General features: G+C 64.4%; 22 protein-coding genes. 3 read left to right on the top strand and 19 right to left on the bottom strand.

The annotated features are described in order from the left end of the window. Positions 1-13 precede the first annotated feature (13 nt). The gene (locus B5T_RS02980; RefSeq protein ID WP_014992974.1) at positions 14-1,306 is read left to right on the top strand and encodes a S41 family peptidase; all 1,293 of its coding nucleotides are present in this window, start codon (positions 14-16) and stop codon (positions 1,304-1,306) included. A gap of 12 nt (positions 1,307-1,318) precedes the next feature. On the opposite strand, the gene B5T_RS02975 is transcribed toward B5T_RS02980, so the two are convergent. From B5T_RS02975 to hisB, 18 genes are all read right to left on the bottom strand, one after another. Continuing rightward, a complete protein-coding gene (locus B5T_RS02975) occupies positions 1,319-2,554 on the bottom strand; it encodes a molybdopterin molybdotransferase MoeA (protein ID WP_014992973.1) in 1,236 nt (411 codons plus the stop codon). Between the two features lie 268 nt (positions 2,555-2,822). Continuing rightward, a complete protein-coding gene (moaCB, locus tag B5T_RS02970; protein ID WP_014992972.1) occupies positions 2,823-3,752 on the bottom strand; it encodes a bifunctional molybdenum cofactor biosynthesis protein MoaC/MoaB in 930 nt (309 codons plus the stop codon). Beyond that, positions 3,749-4,276, bottom strand: coding sequence for a molybdenum cofactor biosynthesis protein MoaE (locus B5T_RS02965; RefSeq protein WP_051015438.1), 528 nt, complete (start codon positions 4,274-4,276; stop codon positions 3,749-3,751). The genes moaCB and B5T_RS02965 overlap by 4 nt, the downstream gene beginning before the upstream one ends. Before the next feature lie 2 nt (positions 4,277-4,278). Then, complete coding sequence (locus B5T_RS02960) at positions 4,279-4,527, bottom strand: MoaD/ThiS family protein (RefSeq protein WP_041716772.1); 249 nt, start codon at positions 4,525-4,527, stop codon at positions 4,279-4,281. Next, on the bottom strand, positions 4,527-5,531 hold the full coding sequence (moaA, locus tag B5T_RS02955; RefSeq protein WP_014992970.1) for a GTP 3',8-cyclase MoaA: 1,005 nt from the start codon (positions 5,529-5,531) through the stop codon (positions 4,527-4,529). The genes B5T_RS02960 and moaA overlap by 1 nt, the downstream gene beginning before the upstream one ends. A 2-nt stretch (positions 5,532-5,533) precedes the next feature. Continuing rightward, the gene (gene mobA, locus B5T_RS02950; RefSeq protein WP_014992969.1) at positions 5,534-6,127 is read right to left on the bottom strand and encodes a molybdenum cofactor guanylyltransferase MobA; all 594 of its coding nucleotides are present in this window, start codon (positions 6,125-6,127) and stop codon (positions 5,534-5,536) included. Next, positions 6,127-8,823, bottom strand: a complete 2,697-nt coding sequence (locus B5T_RS02945) for a nitrate reductase (RefSeq protein ID WP_014992968.1) — start codon at positions 8,821-8,823, stop codon at positions 6,127-6,129. The genes mobA and B5T_RS02945 overlap by 1 nt, the downstream gene beginning before the upstream one ends. Continuing rightward, positions 8,820-10,286: a nitrite reductase large subunit NirB gene (gene nirB, locus B5T_RS02940; protein WP_014992967.1), complete on the bottom strand. Its 1,467-nt coding sequence runs from the start codon at positions 10,284-10,286 to the stop codon at positions 8,820-8,822. The genes B5T_RS02945 and nirB overlap by 4 nt, the downstream gene beginning before the upstream one ends. A gap of 30 nt (positions 10,287-10,316) precedes the next feature. Beyond that, positions 10,317-11,660 carry an MFS transporter gene (locus B5T_RS02935; protein ID WP_014992966.1) on the bottom strand — a complete coding sequence of 448 codons (1,344 nt, stop codon included), beginning with the start codon at positions 11,658-11,660 and terminating at the stop codon, positions 10,317-10,319. 275 nt (positions 11,661-11,935) lie between these two features. Beyond that, complete coding sequence (locus B5T_RS02930) at positions 11,936-12,817, bottom strand: bile acid:sodium symporter family protein (RefSeq protein ID WP_014992964.1); 882 nt, start codon at positions 12,815-12,817, stop codon at positions 11,936-11,938. Between the two features lie 65 nt (positions 12,818-12,882). Next, on the bottom strand, positions 12,883-13,050 hold the full coding sequence (locus B5T_RS23345; RefSeq protein ID WP_014992963.1) for a hypothetical protein: 168 nt from the start codon (positions 13,048-13,050) through the stop codon (positions 12,883-12,885). A 7-nt stretch (positions 13,051-13,057) separates the two neighbouring features. After that, the gene (locus B5T_RS22165; RefSeq protein ID WP_014992962.1) at positions 13,058-14,143 is read right to left on the bottom strand and encodes a toxin-antitoxin system YwqK family antitoxin; all 1,086 of its coding nucleotides are present in this window, start codon (positions 14,141-14,143) and stop codon (positions 13,058-13,060) included. A 40-nt stretch (positions 14,144-14,183) separates the two neighbouring features. Then, positions 14,184-14,597 carry an alternative ribosome rescue aminoacyl-tRNA hydrolase ArfB gene (gene arfB, locus B5T_RS02920; protein WP_014992961.1) on the bottom strand — a complete coding sequence of 138 codons (414 nt, stop codon included), beginning with the start codon at positions 14,595-14,597 and terminating at the stop codon, positions 14,184-14,186. 35 nt (positions 14,598-14,632) lie between these two features. Beyond that, positions 14,633-15,094, bottom strand: a complete 462-nt coding sequence (locus B5T_RS02915; protein WP_014992960.1) for a YaiI/YqxD family protein — start codon at positions 15,092-15,094, stop codon at positions 14,633-14,635. After that, positions 15,091-15,864 (bottom strand): imidazole glycerol phosphate synthase subunit HisF, encoded by a 774-nt coding sequence (gene hisF / locus B5T_RS02910; RefSeq protein WP_014992959.1) that lies wholly within the window; start codon positions 15,862-15,864, stop codon positions 15,091-15,093. The genes B5T_RS02915 and hisF overlap by 4 nt, the downstream gene beginning before the upstream one ends. Positions 15,865-15,878: 14 nt before the next feature. After that, on the bottom strand, positions 15,879-16,619 hold the full coding sequence (hisA, locus tag B5T_RS02905) for a 1-(5-phosphoribosyl)-5-[(5-phosphoribosylamino)methylideneamino]imidazole-4-carboxamide isomerase (protein ID WP_014992958.1): 741 nt from the start codon (positions 16,617-16,619) through the stop codon (positions 15,879-15,881). Between the two features lie 51 nt (positions 16,620-16,670). Further along, on the bottom strand, positions 16,671-17,312 hold the full coding sequence (hisH, locus tag B5T_RS02900; protein WP_014992957.1) for an imidazole glycerol phosphate synthase subunit HisH: 642 nt from the start codon (positions 17,310-17,312) through the stop codon (positions 16,671-16,673). Between the two features lie 11 nt (positions 17,313-17,323). After that, positions 17,324-17,929: an imidazoleglycerol-phosphate dehydratase HisB gene (hisB, locus tag B5T_RS02895; protein ID WP_014992956.1), complete on the bottom strand. Its 606-nt coding sequence runs from the start codon at positions 17,927-17,929 to the stop codon at positions 17,324-17,326. A 113-nt stretch (positions 17,930-18,042) separates the two neighbouring features. Here hisB and B5T_RS02890 point away from each other — a divergent pair, with 113 nt between their 5' ends. Both B5T_RS02890 and B5T_RS02885 read left to right on the top strand, forming a co-directional pair. After that, on the top strand, positions 18,043-18,351 hold the full coding sequence (locus tag B5T_RS02890) for a GNAT family N-acetyltransferase (RefSeq protein ID WP_014992955.1): 309 nt from the start codon (positions 18,043-18,045) through the stop codon (positions 18,349-18,351). 94 nt (positions 18,352-18,445) lie between these two features. Continuing rightward, on the top strand, positions 18,446-19,261 hold the full coding sequence (locus B5T_RS02885; RefSeq protein ID WP_041716770.1) for an ATP-grasp domain-containing protein: 816 nt from the start codon (positions 18,446-18,448) through the stop codon (positions 19,259-19,261). Here B5T_RS02885 and B5T_RS02880 read toward each other — a convergent pair. Further along, entirely contained in the window at positions 19,186-20,409 is a 1,224-nt protein-coding gene (locus B5T_RS02880; RefSeq protein ID WP_014992953.1) for a nucleotidyl cyclase domain-containing protein, read from the bottom strand. The two genes, B5T_RS02885 and B5T_RS02880, sit on opposite strands and share 76 nt — an antisense overlap. Positions 20,410-20,426: the final 17 nt, after the last annotated feature.

Genomic DNA, 20,426 nt, shown 5'->3' with positions numbered 1-20,426 from the left:
GGATTAGAGCCTCATGTTGAAACTGCCTCACGCTGTTCTGCGCTCCACTTTGCTCGCTCTCACTGTTTTCGTTCCCACTCTGCACGCCGCCACTACTCCCGAGGCCCTGGACGAGCAGGCCCGTGAAGCCGGCGTCCCGGTGACCCAGTTGCGGGCCTTCGCCGAAGTGCTGGAGCGGGTGCGCGGCGCCTACATCGAGGAAGTGGACGAGAAGGAACTGCTCAATGCCGCCATTCGCGGCATGCTCTACGAACTGGATCCGCACTCCGCCTACCTGACGCCGGATCAGTTCGAGGATCTGCAGACCACCACCACCGGTGAGTTCGGCGGTCTGGGCCTGGAAGTGACCATGGAAGACGGCTTCGTCAAGGTCGTGACCCCCATTGATGATTCCCCCGCCGCCCGCGCCGGCATCCGCGCCGGCGATCTGATCCTGAAAATTGACGACACCTTCGTCAAGGGTCTGAGCCTGGAAGAAGCGGTGGAGAAAATGCGCGGTGAACGCGGCTCCAAGGTCTCCCTGTCGGTCCTCAGCGAAGGCGAGGAACAGCCGCGCACGGTGGTGCTGGAGCGGGACCGCATCAAAGTACAGAGCGTAAGACAGGACACCCTGGAGCCGGGTTACGGTTACATCCGTATCTCCCAGTTCCAGAACAACACCGGCATGGAAACCGGCAAGGCGCTGGAGAAATTGCGGGAGGAAGGCCAACTCAAAGGGCTGGTCCTGGACCTGCGCAACAACCCGGGCGGCGTTCTGGACGGCGCCGTGCAAGTGGCCGATCTGTTTCTCAACAACGGTTTGATCGTCTACACCCAGGGCCGTGACGAAGCCAGCCGCAACGACTATCGCGCCCACGCCGGCGACCGGCTTCAAGGTCTGCCACTGGTGGTACTGGTCAACGGCGGCTCCGCTTCCGCTTCGGAAATCGTTGCCGGCGCCCTGCAGGATCAGGGGCGCGCCGTGATCGTCGGCAATCGCACCTTCGGCAAAGGCTCGGTGCAAACAGTACTACCGATCAGCGGCGACAGCGCGCTGAAGCTGACCACGGCCCGTTATTACACCCCCGAAGGGCGCTCGATCCAGGCGGAAGGCATCGTCCCGGACATCAAGGTGGAAGTGGCCAGCGTCAAACTGCTCAAGGAGCACCTGCCACGGGAAGCGGACCTGCCCCATCATCTGATGAACCAGAATGGAGAGAACGGGCCGGACGCCGAGCCGGAAGAGGAACCGCTGGCCAGCCGCGATTACCCGCTGTCCCAGGCGCTGTCGATTCTCAAGGGGATTACGCTGGCGGGGAAACGCTAGAGCCGGTCGGCGTTACCGCAACGGCAGCCAGCGCACCACCGAGCCCGCGCGCCAGGCGTCATCACCGGCCGGCACCCAGGCCAGCACATCGGCGGCCATCAGGTTGGACAGCATATGCGACGCCTGGCGCGGCAACGGCGCCAGTGCCGTGGCACCGGTGAGCGGGTCGGTTTGCAACCGCATACGCAGCCACTGATCACGGCGATCGTCCGGACGCGCGTCTTCGAGCAGGCGGCCATAGCCCCAGGGCGGCCCCGCCGGATCGCCTTCCAGAACCCGCAGCACTTCCGCCACATGCACCGTCAGTCCCACCAGCACCGCCGCCGGATTGCCCGGCAACCCGATCAGTGCGGTGCCTTCTCGAGTCCCGAACCACAGCGGCTTGCCCGGCTTTTGCGCCAGCTTCCAGAAGTGTCGGGTCACACCCAGCCGTTCCGCCGCTTCCGGTAAATAATCCCGGTCGCCCACCGACACGCCGCCGGTGGTGATGACCACGTCCGATTCCGTCAGCGCCTGCTCCAACGCCTGGCAAACGTCCTCGAAGCGATCCGCCACCGCCTGGCAACGCACCAGCGGCTGACCACGCTGCGTTAACCAGCCGCGCACCAGCGGTCCGTTGGCGTCATAGATTTGCCCGGGCGTCAGCGGCTCGCCCACGGGTTTGACCTCGTCGCCGGTCACCAGCACCGTCACCCGGGCTTTCGGATGCGCGTTCACGCTGGCCACGCCGGCCATGGCCAGCGCCGCCAGACGGCCGGCGTCCAGGCGCGTGCCGGCGGCCGCCAACTCGGCACCGCTTTGCAGTTCCTCGCCCTGACGACGCAGGTCCGTCTCCGGTGCCACCACGCGGTCTACCCGGATGGTGCCCTCCTCGCGGACCACCCACTCCTGTCGCACGATGGTATCCGCCCCCGACGGCACCGGCGCGCCGGTCAGAATGCGCATGGCGCAACCCGGCGCCAACGCTGTTTCCGTGCTTTGCCCGGCGGGAATGTCGCCACTGAGGGTCAATCGCACCGGACTGTCCTGCGTGGCCATGGCCAGATCGACGCTGCGTGCCGCATAGCCGTCCACCGCGCTCTGATCGAACAGCGGCAGGTCCACCGCCGCCCGCGCTGGTGCCGCCAATACCTGGCCCAAGGCGGCTTCCACCGGGTAGTCGCTGGCCGGTAACGGCGTCAACACGCGCCGGTAGGTGGCCAGGGCCTCGGCCACCGGCAGCAGCTCCGGCGTGGTACCGCATCCCATCAGAGACTCCCCTTCAATCTGGTTTATTTGCTTACACGCAACGCGCCTGCACGCCATGCTTGCCGGCCCAATGCGAGACGGGAAGGGCGGATTGCTCGGAAAGTCATAAACGCCGGTACGCAAACACGCTTGCTGTTCTTTGCCGACGATGGGCTCAGGAGCTTGCGTGACGACTGACTTCCCAAGCAATCAAGCCTTTCCGTTCGCCCCCGGGCCAGCAAGCATGGCGTGCAAGCGTGCCGCGTGTCAGCGTGCTTGCGTGCCTTAATTACTGATACCCGCCCGGATGTGGGCGGCCGGCCCGGCACACTTCCAGCAGGTGCACCAGCCCCGGCAGCAGTGCCGCCAGGGTCTCCTCGGCGCCGCGCCGGCTGCCCGGGAACGTCACTACCGCGCTATCTCCGGCCAAGCCGGCAATGCCTCGTGACATCATGGCGTAGGGAGTACGGCGCTGACCGAAGTCCCGCGCCGCCTCCATTACCCCCGGCAGTTCGGTGGTCAACATGGGTTGCACGGTGTCCACGGTGCAGTCACGGGGCCCGACCCCGGTGCCGCCGACGGTAACGATCAGCGCGGTGCCCCCGGTCAGTTGTGCCTGCACCGCCTCGCGCAGTTGATCCGGCTCGTCCGGCAACACCTGATAATGCACCGGTTCAAAACCGGCGGCGGTCAATCCTTCCTCCACCGAGCGCCCGGCGGTGTCCGGTTTGCGGCCGGCGGCCACGGTGTCGGACAGCACGATCACCGCCGCGCTCATCGGCGCACGCAGATAACGACGGAACTGGGACTTGCCGCCGGTTTTTTCCAGCAGGCGGCCGTCGGTGATTTCCAACTGATCCGGACGGCAGTGTGGCTTGAGCATATCGTACAACGTGAGCGCCGCCATCTGCGCGGCGGTAAGCGCTTCCATTTCCACCCCGGTGGGGCCGATGGTCTGCACCTCGGCCAGGATCGTTACCTGTTCCTCGCCCAGTTCGAACTCCAGCTCGGCGCGGTGGATCGGCAACGGGTGGCACAGCGGCAGCAGTTCGTCGGTGCGCTTGGCGGCAAGAATGCCGGCGATGCGCGCGGTCTTCAGGGCATCGCCTTTATCGGTGTCGCCCCGGCGCAGGCGCTCGATACAGTCCTGCGGCGCCCGCAGACAGCACTGGGCACGGGCGCTGCGGAACGAGTCCGGTTTGTTACTGACGTCTTTCAAGAATGATCTCCATCACAATGGGGAACCCGGTGATGGTCCGGGTGAGAGTCGACATGAACGTCATACTGATCGCCCGACTGCGAGTCCGGGCGAATGCAACAGCCCTGCACATAGGCGCTGCTGCCGTCGGTATAAAATTCTTCCTTCCAGATCGGTGCCTGATGCTTCACTTCATCCACCAGGTAACGGCAGGCCTCGAACGCCTCCGCCCGGTGCGCGGCCCGCGCCACGCACACGATCGCCACGTCACCGATGCGCAGCGCGCCCAGGCGATGCACCACGCGGCAATAGCTCAGGCCGAAGCGCTCACGGGTCTGTTGTTCAATTTCGGCGATGCGCTTCTCCGCCAACGGCGCGTAGGCGGTATAGCGCAGGCTCTCCACCGGCAAGCCCTGGTGGTGGTCACGCACGGTGCCGGCGAACAGGGCCAGACCGCCGCATTCGGGATAGTGATCCAGCGCCAGCAGTTCATCGATGGCAATCGGCTGTTCGGTCAAATGCGTCCTGTTACTCGAATCCGTCATAGTCAACCTCCCGCCACCGGCGGCAACAGCACCAGATGGCCGGTTTCCGGCAGTGGATCCGAACGCAACAGAATGTCGGTATCGCGCACCGCGGCACACTGGTCCAGGCGCGGTTGCAGGGCCGGACACTGATCCGCCAGCAACACCAGCGCCTCGGCCACCGTGGCCGGCGCCGTTGCGGTGGCGAGGGTGATGCGCTCGCCACCCGCCAGCGCAATCAGTTCACCGTAAAGTTCAAAGGACAGATTCATCAGCCTCCCATCCCGTGCATGGTGATTGGTCGGTCCACCGGGCCAGGCGTGGCCGCGTAACCGGCGTCCTTGTGCCAGACTCTTTGTTCGATGCGACACCGCAGCTGGGCTTCGCTTTCCCCGGTGCGCAGCGGCGTCAGCAGGTCGTGCCCCTGGCGGGCGAACAGACAGGTGTAAAGATGCCCGTTGGCGGTCAGCCGCAGCCGGTCGCAGTCGGCGCAAAAGGGCCGTGTCACGGTGGAGATCACGCCCAGCGTATAGCTCTCGTCGAGCCGGTATTCGGTGGCCGGCGCGGCGCCGCGTGGCCGCGCCTCGATGCGATAGCGCGCCGCCAGAGTGTCGAGAATGCGTGCCTCGGACACCACCTGCTCCTCACGCCAACGGCCCGGTTCGTCCAGCGGCATGTATTCGATGAAGCGCAACGGCAGATCACGGGCCTTCGCCCAGTGGGTCAGCGGCAGGATCTGGTCGTCGTTGTACCCCTGTATCAACACCGCGTTCAGCTTGACCGGAAGGCCGCTGTCGCGGGCTTTTTCGATCCCCGCCAGCACCGGCGCCAGCGGGCGGCGAGTAAGCGCCTGAAAGCGGCCCTCGTCCACCGCGTCCAGGCTAATGTTCAGATCGTCCAGGCCGGCTTCGATCAGGTCGTCGAGCAATGCCGGCAAGCGGGTGCCATTGGTGGTCATCGACAGCCGCTTCAGCCCGTGCTCACGCAACCGGGACAGCGCCGCCACGCACGCCACCACGTCCTTGCGCAGCAGCGGCTCGCCGCCAGTCAGACGCAGCTCTTCAATACCGTTGTCCACGAACAGGGTCGCCAGCCGCAACAGCTCCTCCCGGTCCATCAGCTCTCGCCCGGGCAGCCATTGCGGGTGTTCCGGCATGCAATACCGGCAACGGAAGTTGCAGCGGTCGGTCAGCGACAAGCGCAGCTTGCGTTTGATCCGTCCAAAACGGTCCTGTAATGGCTCTTTTACTAACAACGGCTCAAAGGCTATGCCCATGATCAGTCTCCCCGGCTCAGACGGGCACAAGCGTCGGCCACTTCCGCGGGGTTATTCAAACTCCACAGCGGCTCCGGCTGCACGTCGGAAAAGTCCACCGGCCGCGCACCGATGGTGGCGAACCAGCGACGCGGCGCCCGCTCGCCACGCTCCAGCACTTCGGCGAGCCCGCTTTCCAGATCGCGATTCAGCAAGCAGCACAAATACTGCCCCTGACCATGCGCCTCAGCATACACTGCCTGCAAGCCGTGCTGCTTGGCCTGGATCATTAAACGGGGCAACAGATCGTCGGGCAAGGCCACCGCATCACAGGGAAGGATAAGCACCCATCGTGTGGAGGCCGTGCGCAACGCGGCCAGGATACCGGCCAGCGGCCCGCGGAAATCCGGCCAGGGATCACTGGCCACCGGCACCCCCAGCGCCTGGTAGGCACGCAAATTACGGTTGGCCACGATGAGTCTCGCCGTTCCGGCCGGCAGGGCTTGCAGCACCCGCTCCACCAGGCTGCGGCCCAACACGGGTATCAGGCCCTTGTCCACACCGCCGAGCCGGCGTCCCTGGCCACCCGCGAGGATCGCAACCGTCACGTCCTCCATCACGCGCCCTCCGCCAATCTCGCCTCTTCGATCAGGGCGCGGATTTCCGGCTGGCAGGAACCGCAATTGGTACCCGCACTGACACAGCGCCCAACGCCCTCTACCGAGGTTAACCCGTTATCGCGAATGGCGTCGAGGATGGTATTCCGTCCCACCGAGAAACAGGAGCAGACTGTGGCGCCGACGTCGTCGGCCGGGTCCACCGAGCGCCCCAGTTTGAGTCCGACGACATCCGCCTCGGATACCCTTTCCTTGCCGAACAAGCGGTTCAGCCAGCTGCGTGAAGGCAGCTCGGCGCGCGGTGATAAATAGGCACAGGCCAGCAGCCGCCCTTCCGCCAGCGCGGCGGCGCGATAATCACCGGCACTGTCCTCGCCCACTTCCAACCACTGCGGTTGCTGCTCGAATCCCAGCAGCGACCGGCTCCACTGGTGCGGCTCCTCCAGCCGGCCCCGGCCGGCCAGTTCATAGCGCAGGAAACCGTCGCCCTGGATACAGACCCAATAGGCCGGCGCCTCGCTGCCTTCAAACTGCAGCGGGGAACGGCTATAGACCACTCCGTGCCAATCCACCGGGAACGGCGACACCATGACCGGGGTGTGCTTGAACTCCGGTTCTCCGGAGAGCGGGTCCACCACCGGGTTAACCAAGGCGCCAACGCGGGCATCCGACGCACGCTGATCATTCCAGTGAATCGGCACGAACACGGTTCGGCGCGGTTGATCGGCGGTGCAGCGCAGCCGCGCCACCATCGCGCCCCAGCGGCTGGCCACGCGCACCAGGGCGCCGTCCTGTACACCGCACAGCATGGCTTCGTAAGGATGCATTTCCACGAACGGTTCGGGCAAATGGCTGGCCAGACGCGGGGCGCGGCCGGTGCGCGTCATGGTGTGCCATTGGTCGCGAATACGGCCGGTGTTGAGCACCAGCGGGAACTCGTCATCCACCGCGTTGACCGGGGCACGGGGCGCGGTAGGCACCAGCCGGGCCTTGCCGTCCCCATGGAAAAAGCGGCGGTCCTGGAACAGCCGGGGGGTATGTTCACCGGCTTGCGGCACCGGCCATTGGCACGGGCGCAGGCGATCATAGCCCTCGGCGTCGAGACCCGCCAAACCGCCAATATGGAAAGCACGCCGCATGCCGTCGTCATCGTTGCGCCAGGCCGACAACCGCGCGTGCTCATCGAAAATCTGATGGGGCTGCTCAAAGCCGAAACCTTCGAACCCCAGCCGGCGCGCCACCTCACTGACCGCCCACCAGTCCGGCTTCGCCTCTCCCGGCGACGGCAGAAAGGCTTTTTGCCGGGACAGGCAGCGTTCCGAGTTGGTCACGGTACCGTCTTTCTCGCCCCAGCCCAGCGCCGGCAGCACCACCCGGGCCTCGGCGGCGGTATCGGTATCAGCAAACAGATCGGACACCACCACCAGCTCGCAACGGCGCAGGGCCTCACGGACCCGGTCGGCGTCCGGCAGACTCACCACCGGATTGGTGGCCATCACCCACAGGGCCTTGATGCGGCCATCGTGTACCGCGTCAAACAAATCCACGGCCTTTAAACCCGGTTCCCGGGCGATGCTCGGACTGCCCCAGAATTCCTGCACCAGTTGCCGGTGTGCCGGCTCATCCAATTCCAGATGCGCCGCCAGCGTATTGGCCAGGCCGCCGACTTCCCGGCCGCCCATGGCATTGGGCTGGCCGGTGATGGAAAACGGCCCCATGCCGGGCTCGCCAAGCCGCCCGGTGAACAGGTGGCAATTGATGATGCTGTTGACCTTGTCGGTGCCGCTGGACGATTGGTTCACGCCCTGGGAAAACACCGTCACCACTTTGCGGGTTCGCGCGAACAGCGCGTAAAACGCCTGCAGTTGCGCCACCGGCACACCACAGGCCTTGGCCACGGCCTCCAAACGGCCGCCGTCGGCACGGGCAACGGCCAGCGCTTCGGCGGCACCGCCGGTATGGTTGGCGACAAACCCGGTGTCCACCACGCCGTGCTCTTCCAGATAGGTGAGCAGCCCGTTGAACAGCCAGACGTCGGAGCCGGCTTTCACCGGCAGGTGCATATCCGCTTGTTCGCAGGTGGCGGTGCGGCGCGGATCCACCACCACGATACGTTTCTCCGGCCGCTCGCGCCGGCTCTGCATTAATCGCTGATAGACAATCGGGTGACACCAGGCGGTATTGGAGCCCACCAGCACCACCAGGTCGGCTTCTTCCAGATCCTGATAATTACCGCCCACCAGGTCTTCGCCGAAAGCTCTTTTATGACCGGCCACCGCGGAGGACATGCACAGCCGCGAATTGGTATCAATGTTGGCAGTGCCGAGCCAGCCCTTCACCAGCTTGTTGACGACGTAATAGTCCTCGGTCAGCAACTGGCCGGAGACGTAGAACGCCACCGCCTCCGGGCCATGCTGGTCGATAATGCGGCGCATATCCGTGGCCACCCGATCCAGCGCCCGGTCCCAGGACACGGTTTGTGCCTGGCCGTCGTCATCGCGCATCAACGGCCGCAACAGACGCCCTTCCAACCCCACCGTCTCCGCCAGCGCCGCCCCTTTCACACAGAGGCGGCCCTGGTTCGCCGGGTGATCCGGATCGCCTTCGATACGTAACCGGTTCGGTGCGCTCTCGTCTCCGGGCGTGGCGATCACGCCACAGCCCACACCACAGTAGGGGCAAGTGGTGCAGGTCATGTTGCCACCTCCGCCAGGGTATCCGCGGCGACGCCGGAAGTGTCCAGCAGCGTCTGAACCAGAGGCTCACAACTGCCACAGCCGGTGGCGGCGCCGGTACATTGTTTGATCGCCGCCAGATCACAGTGGCCGTCGGCGATGGCCTGACACAAGGCGCCCTTGGTCACGTTCTGGCACTGGCAGAGCGTGGCGCTGTCCGGCAACCGGGTGACATCAAGGGCTGGCGCGGCGCCCTGGCCCGCGGGCAGGATCAATTGCTCCGGCGTTTCCGGCAGCGCCATGTCATTGAGCATCAGTTGCAACAGCGTGTTGTATTCCCGTGCGTCCCCCACCAGCACGCCGCCCAGCAGGCGACGACCGTCCTCGCTCACCACCAGCTTCTTGTAAATTTGCTTGCGCTCGTCCTCGTAGCGATAACAGCAGGCCCCCGGCGTGCTGGCATGAGCGTCACCCAGGGACGCCACGTCCACGCCCATCAATTTCAATTTGGTGGACATATCGGCGCCGGTGAACGGCACCGCCAGGGTTTCATCACACCGATGCCGCAAATGACTGACGGCGGCGCGCGCCATCTCGTAACCCGGCGCCACCAGACCATAGATGCGTCCGCCCCAGAGCGCGCATTCACCGATGGCGTAAACATCGGGATCGGAGGTACGGCAGTGATTATCGATGACAATCCCGCCGCGCTCCCCCACCGCCAGCCCGGCGTCACGGGCCAGTGTGTCCTGGGGGCGGATGCCGGCGGAAAACACCACCAGATCCGCTTCCAGGTGCTCGCCGTCGGTGAAGTTGAGACGGTGACGGTAAAACTCTCCGTCGATGATTTCCGTGGTGTTCATGCCGGTATGCACGAACACGCCAAGCTGTTCGATCTTGCGGCGCAACAGCGCGCCGCCGCCATCGTCCACCTGCACCGCCATCAGGCGCGGCGCGAATTCCACCACATGGGTCTGCAGACCGATATCGCGCAGGGCCTTGGCCGCCTCCAGGCCGAGCAGACCACCGCCGATCACCACGCCCACTTCCGCATCCCGCCCGGAGGCCATGATCGCTTCCAGATCCTCGATGGTGCGATACACCAGACAGCTGGGGCGGCCCCGTCCCGGCACCGGCGGCACGAACGGGTAAGAACCGGTGGCCAGCACCAGCTTGTCATAGTCCAGCGTGGCACCCTTGGCGGTCCGGATCGTCTTGTTCTCCAGATCGATGCTGTCGGCACCCTCACTCAAACGCAGCTCGAGCCCGTGGCGTTCAAAAAAACGCTCCGGCACCAGAGACAGGTCCTCGCTGCTGCGTCCGGTGAAGAATTCCGACAGGTGAACACGGTCGTAGGCCGGACGGGGTTCCGCGCACAGTACCGTGACCTGATAACGGTGATGCAGCCGATCCGCCACCAGGTGGTCCAGATATTTCTGTCCCACCATGCCATTGCCAATCACCACTAACCGTTCCTGTTTCATCACGACCTCCATCGGATCCGGTGTCTCAGCTCAGGCATTGCTGCCGGCGACCTGGGCGGACCGCTGCGTCAGCGCTTCCTGGTAAAGCTCTTCTTCACGGGCTTTGTGCGCGGCGGAGAAACGCACGGCGATGGCGCACAAGGCACTGACCAGCACCAAAGCGCCGAGGAGGAACAAGGTGTGCTGCACTTCCCCCACCCACAGCAGCAGGAAGCCGGCGGCCACCGCGCCGACGTTACCGCCGGCGCCGATAATGCCGGCCACGCCGCCGAGCGCCTGACGGTCGATGAACGGCACCAGGGCGTAGGTCGCGCCGCAGGCCATATGGGTGAACAGTCCGAAGGCCAGCATCGACAGCACCGCCAGTTGGAAACTGTCCATCAGCGAGAACAGCAGCAATCCCAGCCCCTCACCGACGATGAGCACGAACAGCACCAGGGCGCGCGCGTCCAGGCCTCCCCGGCGCGCCACCTGATCGGAAACCCAGCCGCCGAGCGCCCGGGCGAACAGGGCCAGCAAGCCAAAGCTGCCGGCCACCAGCCCGGCGGTTTTCAATGACAGGTCGAAGTTATCGAGAAAATAAATGGCGACCACGTTGTGCATGAAAATCTCAACGCCAAAGCACGCGCCGTAGGTGACGAACAACATCCATACCCGATAGTTGCCGGCGGCCAGTTTGAAGCTGTCCCACCCGCCCTTCTTGCCGGTGTCCGGCATGGTCCCGGCGGCACGCAGCTCGCTGTAGTTACCGTCCATGCAATCCTGGGTGAAACGCCAGTAAAGGAACGCCATCACCAGCATCAACACACCGGGCACCAGCAAGGCCAGGCGCCAACCAAACGCTTCACCAACGCCAAACATCAACACCGCGCCAAGCACCAGCGGCATGAGCGCCTGGGCGGCGCCACCACCGGCGTTGCCCCAGCCCGCCGCCGCCGCATTGGCGGTGCCCACCACATTGGGCGCGTACATGATCGAAGTGTGGTACTGGGTGATCACGAAGCTGGCGCCCACGGCGCCGATCAGCAGGCGGAAGAACAGGAAGCTCTCGTAGCTTTGCGCCGCCGCCACGCCGAACACCGGAATGGCACCGAGCAGCATCAAGCCGGTGTAGGTCTTGCGCGGCCCGTACCGGTCACAAAGAGGGCCGATGATGAGCCGGACCAGGATGGTGATCGCCACGGCGGCGATGTTGATGTTGGCGATCTGCTTGGTGGTCAGATCGAATTCACCGCGAATCACCGGCATCAACGGAGCGCAGGCGAACCACGCGAAGAAGCAGACGAAGAACGCCATCCAGGTCAGATGGAATACCCGGGTCTGTACCAGGCGCAGATCAAAAAGTTGCAATCGGGTTGCTTTATCAGTGTGCATGGTCTGAATTCCTCACCAGAACACACCGCAACTCGCAAGGACCATGCCACGGCCGCCAAGGGCCCCGGAGGATGGCGACGGGCGGCCGTCCACACGCCCCTGCTTTCAAAGCTTTTATTTATAAAACAAGGGATTAGATCGGCCGCATCGGCTACAGCCAACGCCGTCAAGGGCACATCGGGGACAGTCCGGCACCGCCGGTCCGTCCCGGACGATGCCCATATCGGGTGCAGATTTCATGCACCCGGTGCGTGCACCCGGTGCATCGCGGCGGGCTACGCCGCCGTCCGTGGCCGGCCAATGCCGGTAACCCGGCTGTAACCCAGCATCAGGAAGCCAAACAGGAACATCAGCACCCCGTACACCGCCGCCGGCACCGACATCGCCTCGGATTGCAACAGGGTCAAGGTGATCATCAGCCCCAGGGTGCCGTTCTTGATCCCCAGTTCGATCGCCACAGTAAACGCCTGGGGCCGGTCCAGCCCGATCAGCCGCCCTCCCAGCATGCCCAGCGCCAGGCCGATAACATTCAGCAGAATCACCGCCGCCCCGCCCTGTTTGAGCAATACCAGTGCTTCCCCGCCGAGATCAATCAGCAACAGCGCAATCACCACCACCAGCACCAGCAACCCGAACACGCTCACCAGTTTTTCGCCTTTCTCCGCCCAGTCACGACGGAAATGGCGCAAGGTCATGCCCAGGATCACCGGAACCAGGATGATGACGAACAGAGTGATGATGGTGCGCAGCACCGGTAGTTCCAGCACCCGCTCGCTGTCCTGAAAATGACCGAGCGCCCAGCTGGTGAACATCGGCAGAGTGACAATGGTGATCAGGCTCGCCGCCACCGTGAGGACAATGGACAGCGCCACGTCACCCCGGCCGAGAAAGGCAAACAGATTGGAAGTGGTGCCGCCGGGACAGGCCGCGATCACCACCAGCCCCACCGCCAGCGCCGGCGACAAATCCAACCACAGCGCCAGCCCCACGCCGATCATCGGCAACAACAGGATCTGGGCCGCCAATCCATACAAGGTGGCCCGGGGCGCCACCAGCACTTCGCGAAAATCCTTCGGGGTCAGGGTCAACCCCATGCCCACCATGATCAAAAACAGGGCCGCCGGCAGCCCCACCGCAATCAATGTTGCCTGATCCATGCGCTCGTCCTCTTGTCATTATTAGGACGATCGTACCTTTACCTCGCAAACATGGCCACGCCGGCTCATTTGACCGCGTGATTCTGCATCCGATATTCCCAGGTATCGTTGGCATGCGTTGCGAAACCGATCCAGCCGGCTGGCGGATTGCGCGCGTAACGGGGCTCGCCGGGATGCGGCGTCTCGCCGGGCGCGGTCAGCGCCACCGGTTGTGCGTCATTGAACTGGTACAACCAGGAGCTACCGACCGGGGGGCAGACTGCGTTCGACTTCGCGCAGCGCCGCCGGCGCCATCGGTTTACCGTCCTCGTCATGGACCACCAGATCGGCGCCGATGCGATAACGGCCCAGGAATTTACCCTCGTCATCATAGCGGATCACGGTGACCTCGCCGGTGTCCTCGTCCACCCGGAACCAGCGGCCCACCGGTTGATCGTCCCGGTAGAAGCCCTGTGCCAGCCAGGTGTCCCCGCGACGGCTGGAGGAAGCCCCATGCTGCTTACCCTTGCGGTAGTGGGACACCCGGCGCACGCCCTCGTCGGTGACAAAAATCTGCTCCCCATCTCGCTGGTAGTCGGGCAACAGATTCCGGTCCTGCCGTATCAGATCACCGTCTTCATTGAAGCGTTCCCGGAGCGACCAGGTTCCGGCCCGGTCGAAGGTGAGACGTTCCACCAAGTGACCGTTCTTGAGCGTCTCGCTGATCTGGACGTCATCATTGGCTTCCACGCGGGCAACGATGTTGCCCCGCGGGTCGTAGTTCAGCCGCACATCCGCCAGGCCGCCCTTTTCGGCGGGCCGGGTGTAGATGCGGGACCGTAGCGACCCGTCTTCCCGGTAGTACTTCGCCCGGTCGGTGCGTTCGCCCTTGTCCGGCAGCGCCTCCATGGCCAGGCTGCCGTCCTCATGGAAGGCCTTGACCACCTGGTAGCCCTCAGGCAAGTAGTCACGAATTTCCCGGGCATTGCCATTGTTCCAGTAGAAGATGGACTGGCCAGTGATTCTTCCCTGGTCATCATAGTGGCCTTCCAGTTCCACCTGGCCGTTAGCGTGGTAATAGGTGAAGGCGCCGCGACGGTTGCGGTTGTGAAGCAGGAGCACCGCTTCCGGATCAGCGACCTGGCTCTTGAAAAACAGGGTGCCGTCGGGCTTGTCGATCACCACCCGCCAGCCTGAGTCCGTTTGCTCAAGAGGCCAGTGCAACCGAAAGGCCGGCTCGCCGTCAGTAAAAAACCAGTCCCTGTCCAGGGCGCGGGTATCGGCGCTGGCCAACGCGCTCAGCAAGAGGGCCGGCAGACCGGCCAGCATCGCTAATCGGAGCATCATGGGTGTCCTTCCTTGAATCAGAACAGTCGGGATCGGGGAATCAGGGACGCACCTTGCCGCGCAACGCCTTGGTGTGGCCGTGCCGCGTTTTCTTGTCCATGCGTTTATTGCGCGCCGACTTCGACGGACGAGTGGGCCTGCGTTTCTTGTGCACCACGGTGGCGTCGAGAATCAATGCACGTAAGCGCTGCAGCGCATCGTCCAGATTCTTTTCCTGGGTCCGGTACCGCTGCGCCTTGATCACGATGACACCGTCGGCGGTGATGCGCTGGTCGCCCAAGGCAAGCAGCCGTTCCTTGTAAAACTCGGGCAGGGTCGACGACCGCACGTCGAAGCGCAAATGGATGGCGGAAGACACTTTGTTGACGTTCTGACCACCCGCGCCCTGGGCACGGATGGGATGCCATTCGATCTCCGCTTCGGGGATGGTCACGTTGTTGGAGATTTTCAGCATGGGAACGAGCTCTCAACGTGTTCGGGGGCGTGATCCTATAGCGCGGTGGCAAGAAAGCGATCCAAAGCGTTGGCGAACGCCTGGACCTGGCGCTTGTCCAGTGCGGAAGGGCCGCCGCTGGCGAGACCGGCGGAACGCATTTCTTCCATGAAGTCGCGACGGTTGAGATGCTCGCGCACCGTCTCCTTGGTGTAAAGGGTGCCGCGTGGGTTTAGGCCGATGGCGCCCGCCGCCACGATCCGGTCCGCCAGCGGCACGTCCGCGGTAATCACCAGATCACCGGGACTGACTTGTTCGGCGATGTAATCGTCGGCGGCATCAAAACCAGAGGGAACCTGGATCAGACGGATAAACGGGGAACGGGGCACGCGCATGGCATGGTTCGCCACCAGCCGGGTGTGCAGATGACGGCGCTGGGCGGCGCGAAACAACACCTCCTTGATCGCGCCGGGACAAGCGTCCGCGTCCACCCAGATACACGGCGCCGCCTCACTCACAGGCGCATCTCAATGCCGGCTTGCTGCATGTATTGCTTGGCTTCGGCAATGCTGTACTCGCCGAAGTGGAAGATCGACGCCGCCAGCACCGCATCGGCGCCGCCCTGGATCACGCCATCCACCAGGTGCTGCAGATTGCCGACACCGCCGGAGGCAATCACCGGCACCGGCACGGCATCGGCAATGGCCCGGGTCAGGGCGATATCAAAACCGTTTTTGGTGCCGTCGCGATCCATGCTGGTCAGCAGGATTTCACCGGCGCCGTAATCGGTCATGCGTCGCGCCCATTCCACCGCGTCAATACCGGTGGGCTTGCGGCCCCCGTGGGTGAAAATCTCCCAGCGATTGTTCTCGCTTTCGCCGCTGACTTTCTTGGCATCGATGGCCACCACGATGCACTGGGAGCCGAACCGCTGCGCGGCCTCATGGACGAATTCCGGATTCTTCACCGCCGCCGAATTGATACTGACTTTGTCGGCGCCGGCGTTGAGCAGATTGCGGATATCTTCCAGGGTGCGCACGCCACCGCCCACGGTGAGCGGGATGAACACCTGACTGGCCATGCGCTCCACGGTTTCCAGGGTGGTATCGCGCTCCTGGTGACTGGCGGTGATATCCAGGAAGGTAATCTCGTCCGCCCCGGCCTCGTTGTAGCGGCGCGCCACCTCCACCGGGTCACCGGCGTCGCGGATATCGACGAACTGGACGCCCTTGACCACGCGGCCGGCGTCCACGTCGAGGCAGGGGATGATGCGTTTGGCAAGGCTCATGGTTGTCTCCGCGCTCAGGCGCCGGTGAGCTGGTCGGACAGCGCCTGGCCTTCGGCGAAGTCCAGGGTGTTCTCATAAATGGCACGGCCGGTGATGGCGCCGCTGATGCCCTGGTCCGCCACCGCGCACAGGTTGCGCACGTCGTCCAGATTGGTGATACCACCGGAGGCGATCACCGGGATACTCATGGATTGGGCCAGCCGCACGGTCGCTTCCACGTTCACGCCCTGCAGCATGCCATCACGGCTGATGTCGGTGTAAACGATGGCGGAGACGCCGTCGTTCTCGAATTGCCGGGCCAGGTCGATCACATCCACATCGGTGACGTTGGCCCAGCCGTCGGTGGCCACCTTGCCGTCCTTGGCGTCCAGGCCGACGATGATGTGGCCGGGAAAGCGCTGGCACATTGCCTTGACGAAGGCCGGCTCGTTGACGGCCTTGGTACCGATGATCACCCACTGCACCCCGGCGTCCAGGTAGGCCTGGATGATTTCCGGGGTACGGATGCCGCCGCCAATCTGGATCGGCAGATCCGGGTGGGCCTTGGCGATGGCCTTGACGATCTCGCCGTTCACCGGCTCGCCGGCAAAGGCGCCGTTCAGATCCACCAGGTGCAAGCGGCGGGCACCGCGTTCCACCCAGTGAGTGGCGACGGCCACCGGGTCTTCGGAGAACACGGTGTCGTCTTCCATGCGCCCTTGTTTGAGGCGTACGCACTTACCGTCTTTAAGGTCGATGGCGGGAATCAGTTGCATCAAAGTCTCTTTCTATCAACGTGTATCGGCGTTTTGTCGGCACGGCGACGATCAGGGTTGCCAGCGCAGGAAGTTTTCCAACAGTTGCAGGCCGGCGTCGGCGCTTTTCTCCGGATGGAACTGCACCGCGAAGACATTTTTCTTGATCACCGCGGCGGCGAAATCGCGACCGTAGTGACACATTCCGGAAATATTTTCTTCCGGCACGTCCACGGCACAGTAGCTGTGCACGAAATAAAAACGGCTGTTGTCGGCGATGCCCGCCCACATCGGGTGCGGGTGCATCTGGCGCACCTCGTTCCAACCCATATGCGGCACTTTCAGGCGGTTTCCGGTTTCCCCGTACTGCTCACCGAAATGCGCCACCCGGCCGTTGAAGACGCCCAGGCAGTCGACGCCGTCGTTTTCCTCACTGTGATCCAGCAGCGCCTGCATGCCCACACAAACGCCGAGCAACGGCTTGCGCGCATCGATCACATCAAGAATGGCCCGGTCCAGCCCGGTCTCGGTGATCACCCGGATACAGTCACGAATGGCGCCGACACCGGGAAACACCACCCGGTCCGCGTGGCGGACCTGGTCCGGGTCACCGGTAACCACGATGCGTTGACCGGAAGCCACTTTCTCCAGCGCCTTGCCGGCGGAGTGCAGATTCCCCATGCCGTAATCGACCACGGCGACGGTTTCACTCATACCTGGGTTCCTCATTCGGTTTCCGTCAAGGTGCCCTTGGTGCTGGGAGTGATGTCACCCATGCGAGGATCCCTCTCCACCGCCACACGCAGCGCGCGGCCAAAGGCCTTGAACACGGTTTCCGCCTGGTGGTGAGCGTTCTTGCCGCGCAGGTTGTCCACGTGCACGGTGATCATGGCGTGGTTCACCAGGCCCTGGAAGAACTCGTGGAACAGATCCACGTCAAAGCCGCCGATCATGCCGCGAGTAAACGGCACGTGCATTTCCAGGCCGGGACGGCCGGACAGGTCGATCACCACCCGGGACAGGGCTTCGTCCAGGGGCACATAGGCGTGGCCATAACGGCGAATGCCTTTCTTGTCGCCCCAGGCCCGGGACAGCGCCTGCCCCAGGGTGATACCGATATCCTCCACAGTGTGGTGGGCATCGATATGCAAATCCCCGTTGGCGACGATATCCAGGTCGATCAGACCGTGGCGTGCCACCTGATCCAGCATGTGCTCCAGAAACGGCAGGCCGGTGTCCAGCTTACAGGCGCCGGTGCCATCCAGATTCACGGCGACCCGGATCTGGGTTTCCAGTGTGTTGCGCTCGACAGTGGCGCGACGTTCGCTCATCGGTACCTCCAATCTTGAGGCGGGTAGTATACTAGGGAACCGACCCTTTAGCCTACGTGGCCCGCCGAGACCGGCGGGGTACGGACGTTTTTTCATCGCCTCCGGGAGACCGCATGCCGATTCAACTCCAGATTCACGCCGCCAGTGACAGCGTCAACGACACTTTCGCCAAAACCCTGCGCGATGATCCCGACCACGCCCGGGCGCTGCGCCAAGCCATCGCCGCGGGGCACGCCATCGCCGGCGCCCATTTCAACGGCCAGCCGGTAGCGGTGGCCGCCCTGGACGGCGAGGCGCTGCTGTGGATGGTGGTGCATCCGTCCACCCGGGGACGTGGTGTTGGCAAGGATTTTCTGCGGCTGCTGGAACAGCACCAGGGCGCGCCCTTGTCACTGCCGCCGGAGTGCCGCCGGCCGGACTGAATCGCCGCCGCGGGACAGCGCTGAATTTGCTTGCCGAGACACCCGATTTGGCCCTATAAAATCGTCCGTTACGGCTGAATGGTGCTGTCCTGCGTTGAAACTGATCACCTTTGATCCCTTCCGCACCCTGGGGTTGGCTTCGGTTCGCTACATCAAACCGGAACACGCCGCCGCCCACGTGAGCGAGCTGAGTGACGCCGACTGGCTGCTGTTCCCGGCGTACTGGCAGTTGCACGGCCTGCACTACGTATTGCAGCGGCCGATTTTCCCCAGCCCGGCCTCCTATCATCTGGGCCACGACAAGATCGAAATGACCCGGGCCCTGGAACTGGCCTGTCCCCAGCATCTGCCGGCCACCGAGGTACTGCCCTCCGACAGCACTTCGGTGAGTCGGATCCTGGACACTTGGACGTTCCCGTTCGTGGGCAAACAGGTCCGTTCCAGCCGCGGCGAGGGCGTCTTCCTGATCGAGAACCGCCCGCAATTACAGGCGTTCGCCGCGCAAAACGATGTGCTCTACATCCAGAAGCTGCTGCCGATCGTGCGCGATCTGCGCGTGGTGGTGGTGGGCCGGAAGGTGATCGCCGCTTACTGGCGCGAGGGCGAGGGGTTCCTCAATAACGTGGCACGCGGCGGCCGTGTGCGTCATGACCTGCCAGTGCCGGAGGCCGCGGTGGAATTGGTGCACGACCTGGCCCTGCGCCTGGGTATCGATTACGCCGGCTTCGACGTGGCCTGGGTGGACGGCGATCCTTATGTGCTGGAGTTCAACCGCTTGTTCGGCAATCAGGGCATGCCCGATCTGCCGCAGCGCATCGCCTCGGCCATGAACGATTATCTGCTCGGCGAAACGCCGTCCTCGCCGGCTGGCCCGGAACCCAACCCGTCGCCCATCACCGCTTCCGCCTGACTGCGCAGCAGCGCCTGGTAGCGATAGGCCAATTGCTCCACCGGCTGTAGCCGCACCTGGCGCTCACCGGACATCACGGTCAGCGCCCGTTCCGGCTGGTACAGGGCTTTCACATCCAGCTCGCCACGGGTGAGCTGGCTTTCCGGCACCTGTAACCGGCCGGGCACACCGGCCACGCACAGCGCCCAGCTTTCCTCTTCACCGAAGTCATCACACACCAGCGCCTTGAACTCCAACGCCGGCGCCTGATGCGACTTGCGGCGCGGCCCCTGCAACCGCGCCAGGCGCAGGAACAGCAAGCCCGCGCACAGCGCGGCGAAGGAGGTGGACGACAACGGTTGCCCCGGGAAACGCACCAGCGCGCGGTCACCCAGTCCACGCTCCACCTGGCCGCCGTACAGGCGCGCCACTTCACTGAGCAGATGGTGATAGTCGTCCAGCAAGGCCCGCAGGGCATCGGCGGTATAGCGTTGCCGGAAGTGATCGAAATTGACGATGCTCAGACGCAGATCGCTGCCGCCCGGCCCGCCACTGCCTTGCGGACGCTGGAACACGATGGACGGTGGCGCGCCGTCCATCACTTCAGCATCGCCGCTGTCCAGCCCCGTTCCCGGCGTTTCGCCGTCGGCCCTGGCGGGCAGGCCCCGCTGAATTCGCCGCCACATAACTTCCCCGGCCACTCGCAGCAACAGCACGCCCAGCACCACCAGTACATAGCCGGATTCCAGCCCCTCGCGGGCGGCGCTCGGGCGGGCCGCCAGCACCAGGGCGCCGGCCGGCTCGCCATCCGCCAACGCCACCGGAACCTCCACTCTCACCGTGGCCGCCGACGGCAGCTCGCCGCCGGCCAGCGGCTGCCGGGCCACACTGAGGAAGCGCGCCTCACTGACCGTGTCCAGAGCGCGGGTCTCACGGGCGATGACATTGAGGCTGATAAGGTCGTCACCGACCATGGACTCGGCCGCGCGCAGGGCGGTCTGCCGAGCCAGGGAGGTCAGTTCCTGCCGCTGTTGCGCCTCCAGACGGGCGGAAAAGTGCTCAAGAAAGTAGACGCCGATCACCAGCGCCATCAGCAGCATGGTGGCCAGTTCCACCAGCAGAACGCGCTCCTGGCGCAGCCACGGGCGCCATCGTTGCCAAAGGGACATGATCCGTATTTCCTGTT

It is taken from the genome of Alloalcanivorax dieselolei B5 (assembly GCF_000300005.1).
GTDB classification, from domain to species: domain Bacteria; phylum Pseudomonadota; class Gammaproteobacteria; order Pseudomonadales; family Alcanivoracaceae; genus Alloalcanivorax; species Alloalcanivorax dieselolei.
Note: the sequence above shows the minus strand (reverse complement) of the source record. Positions and strands in the feature narration are given on the sequence as shown.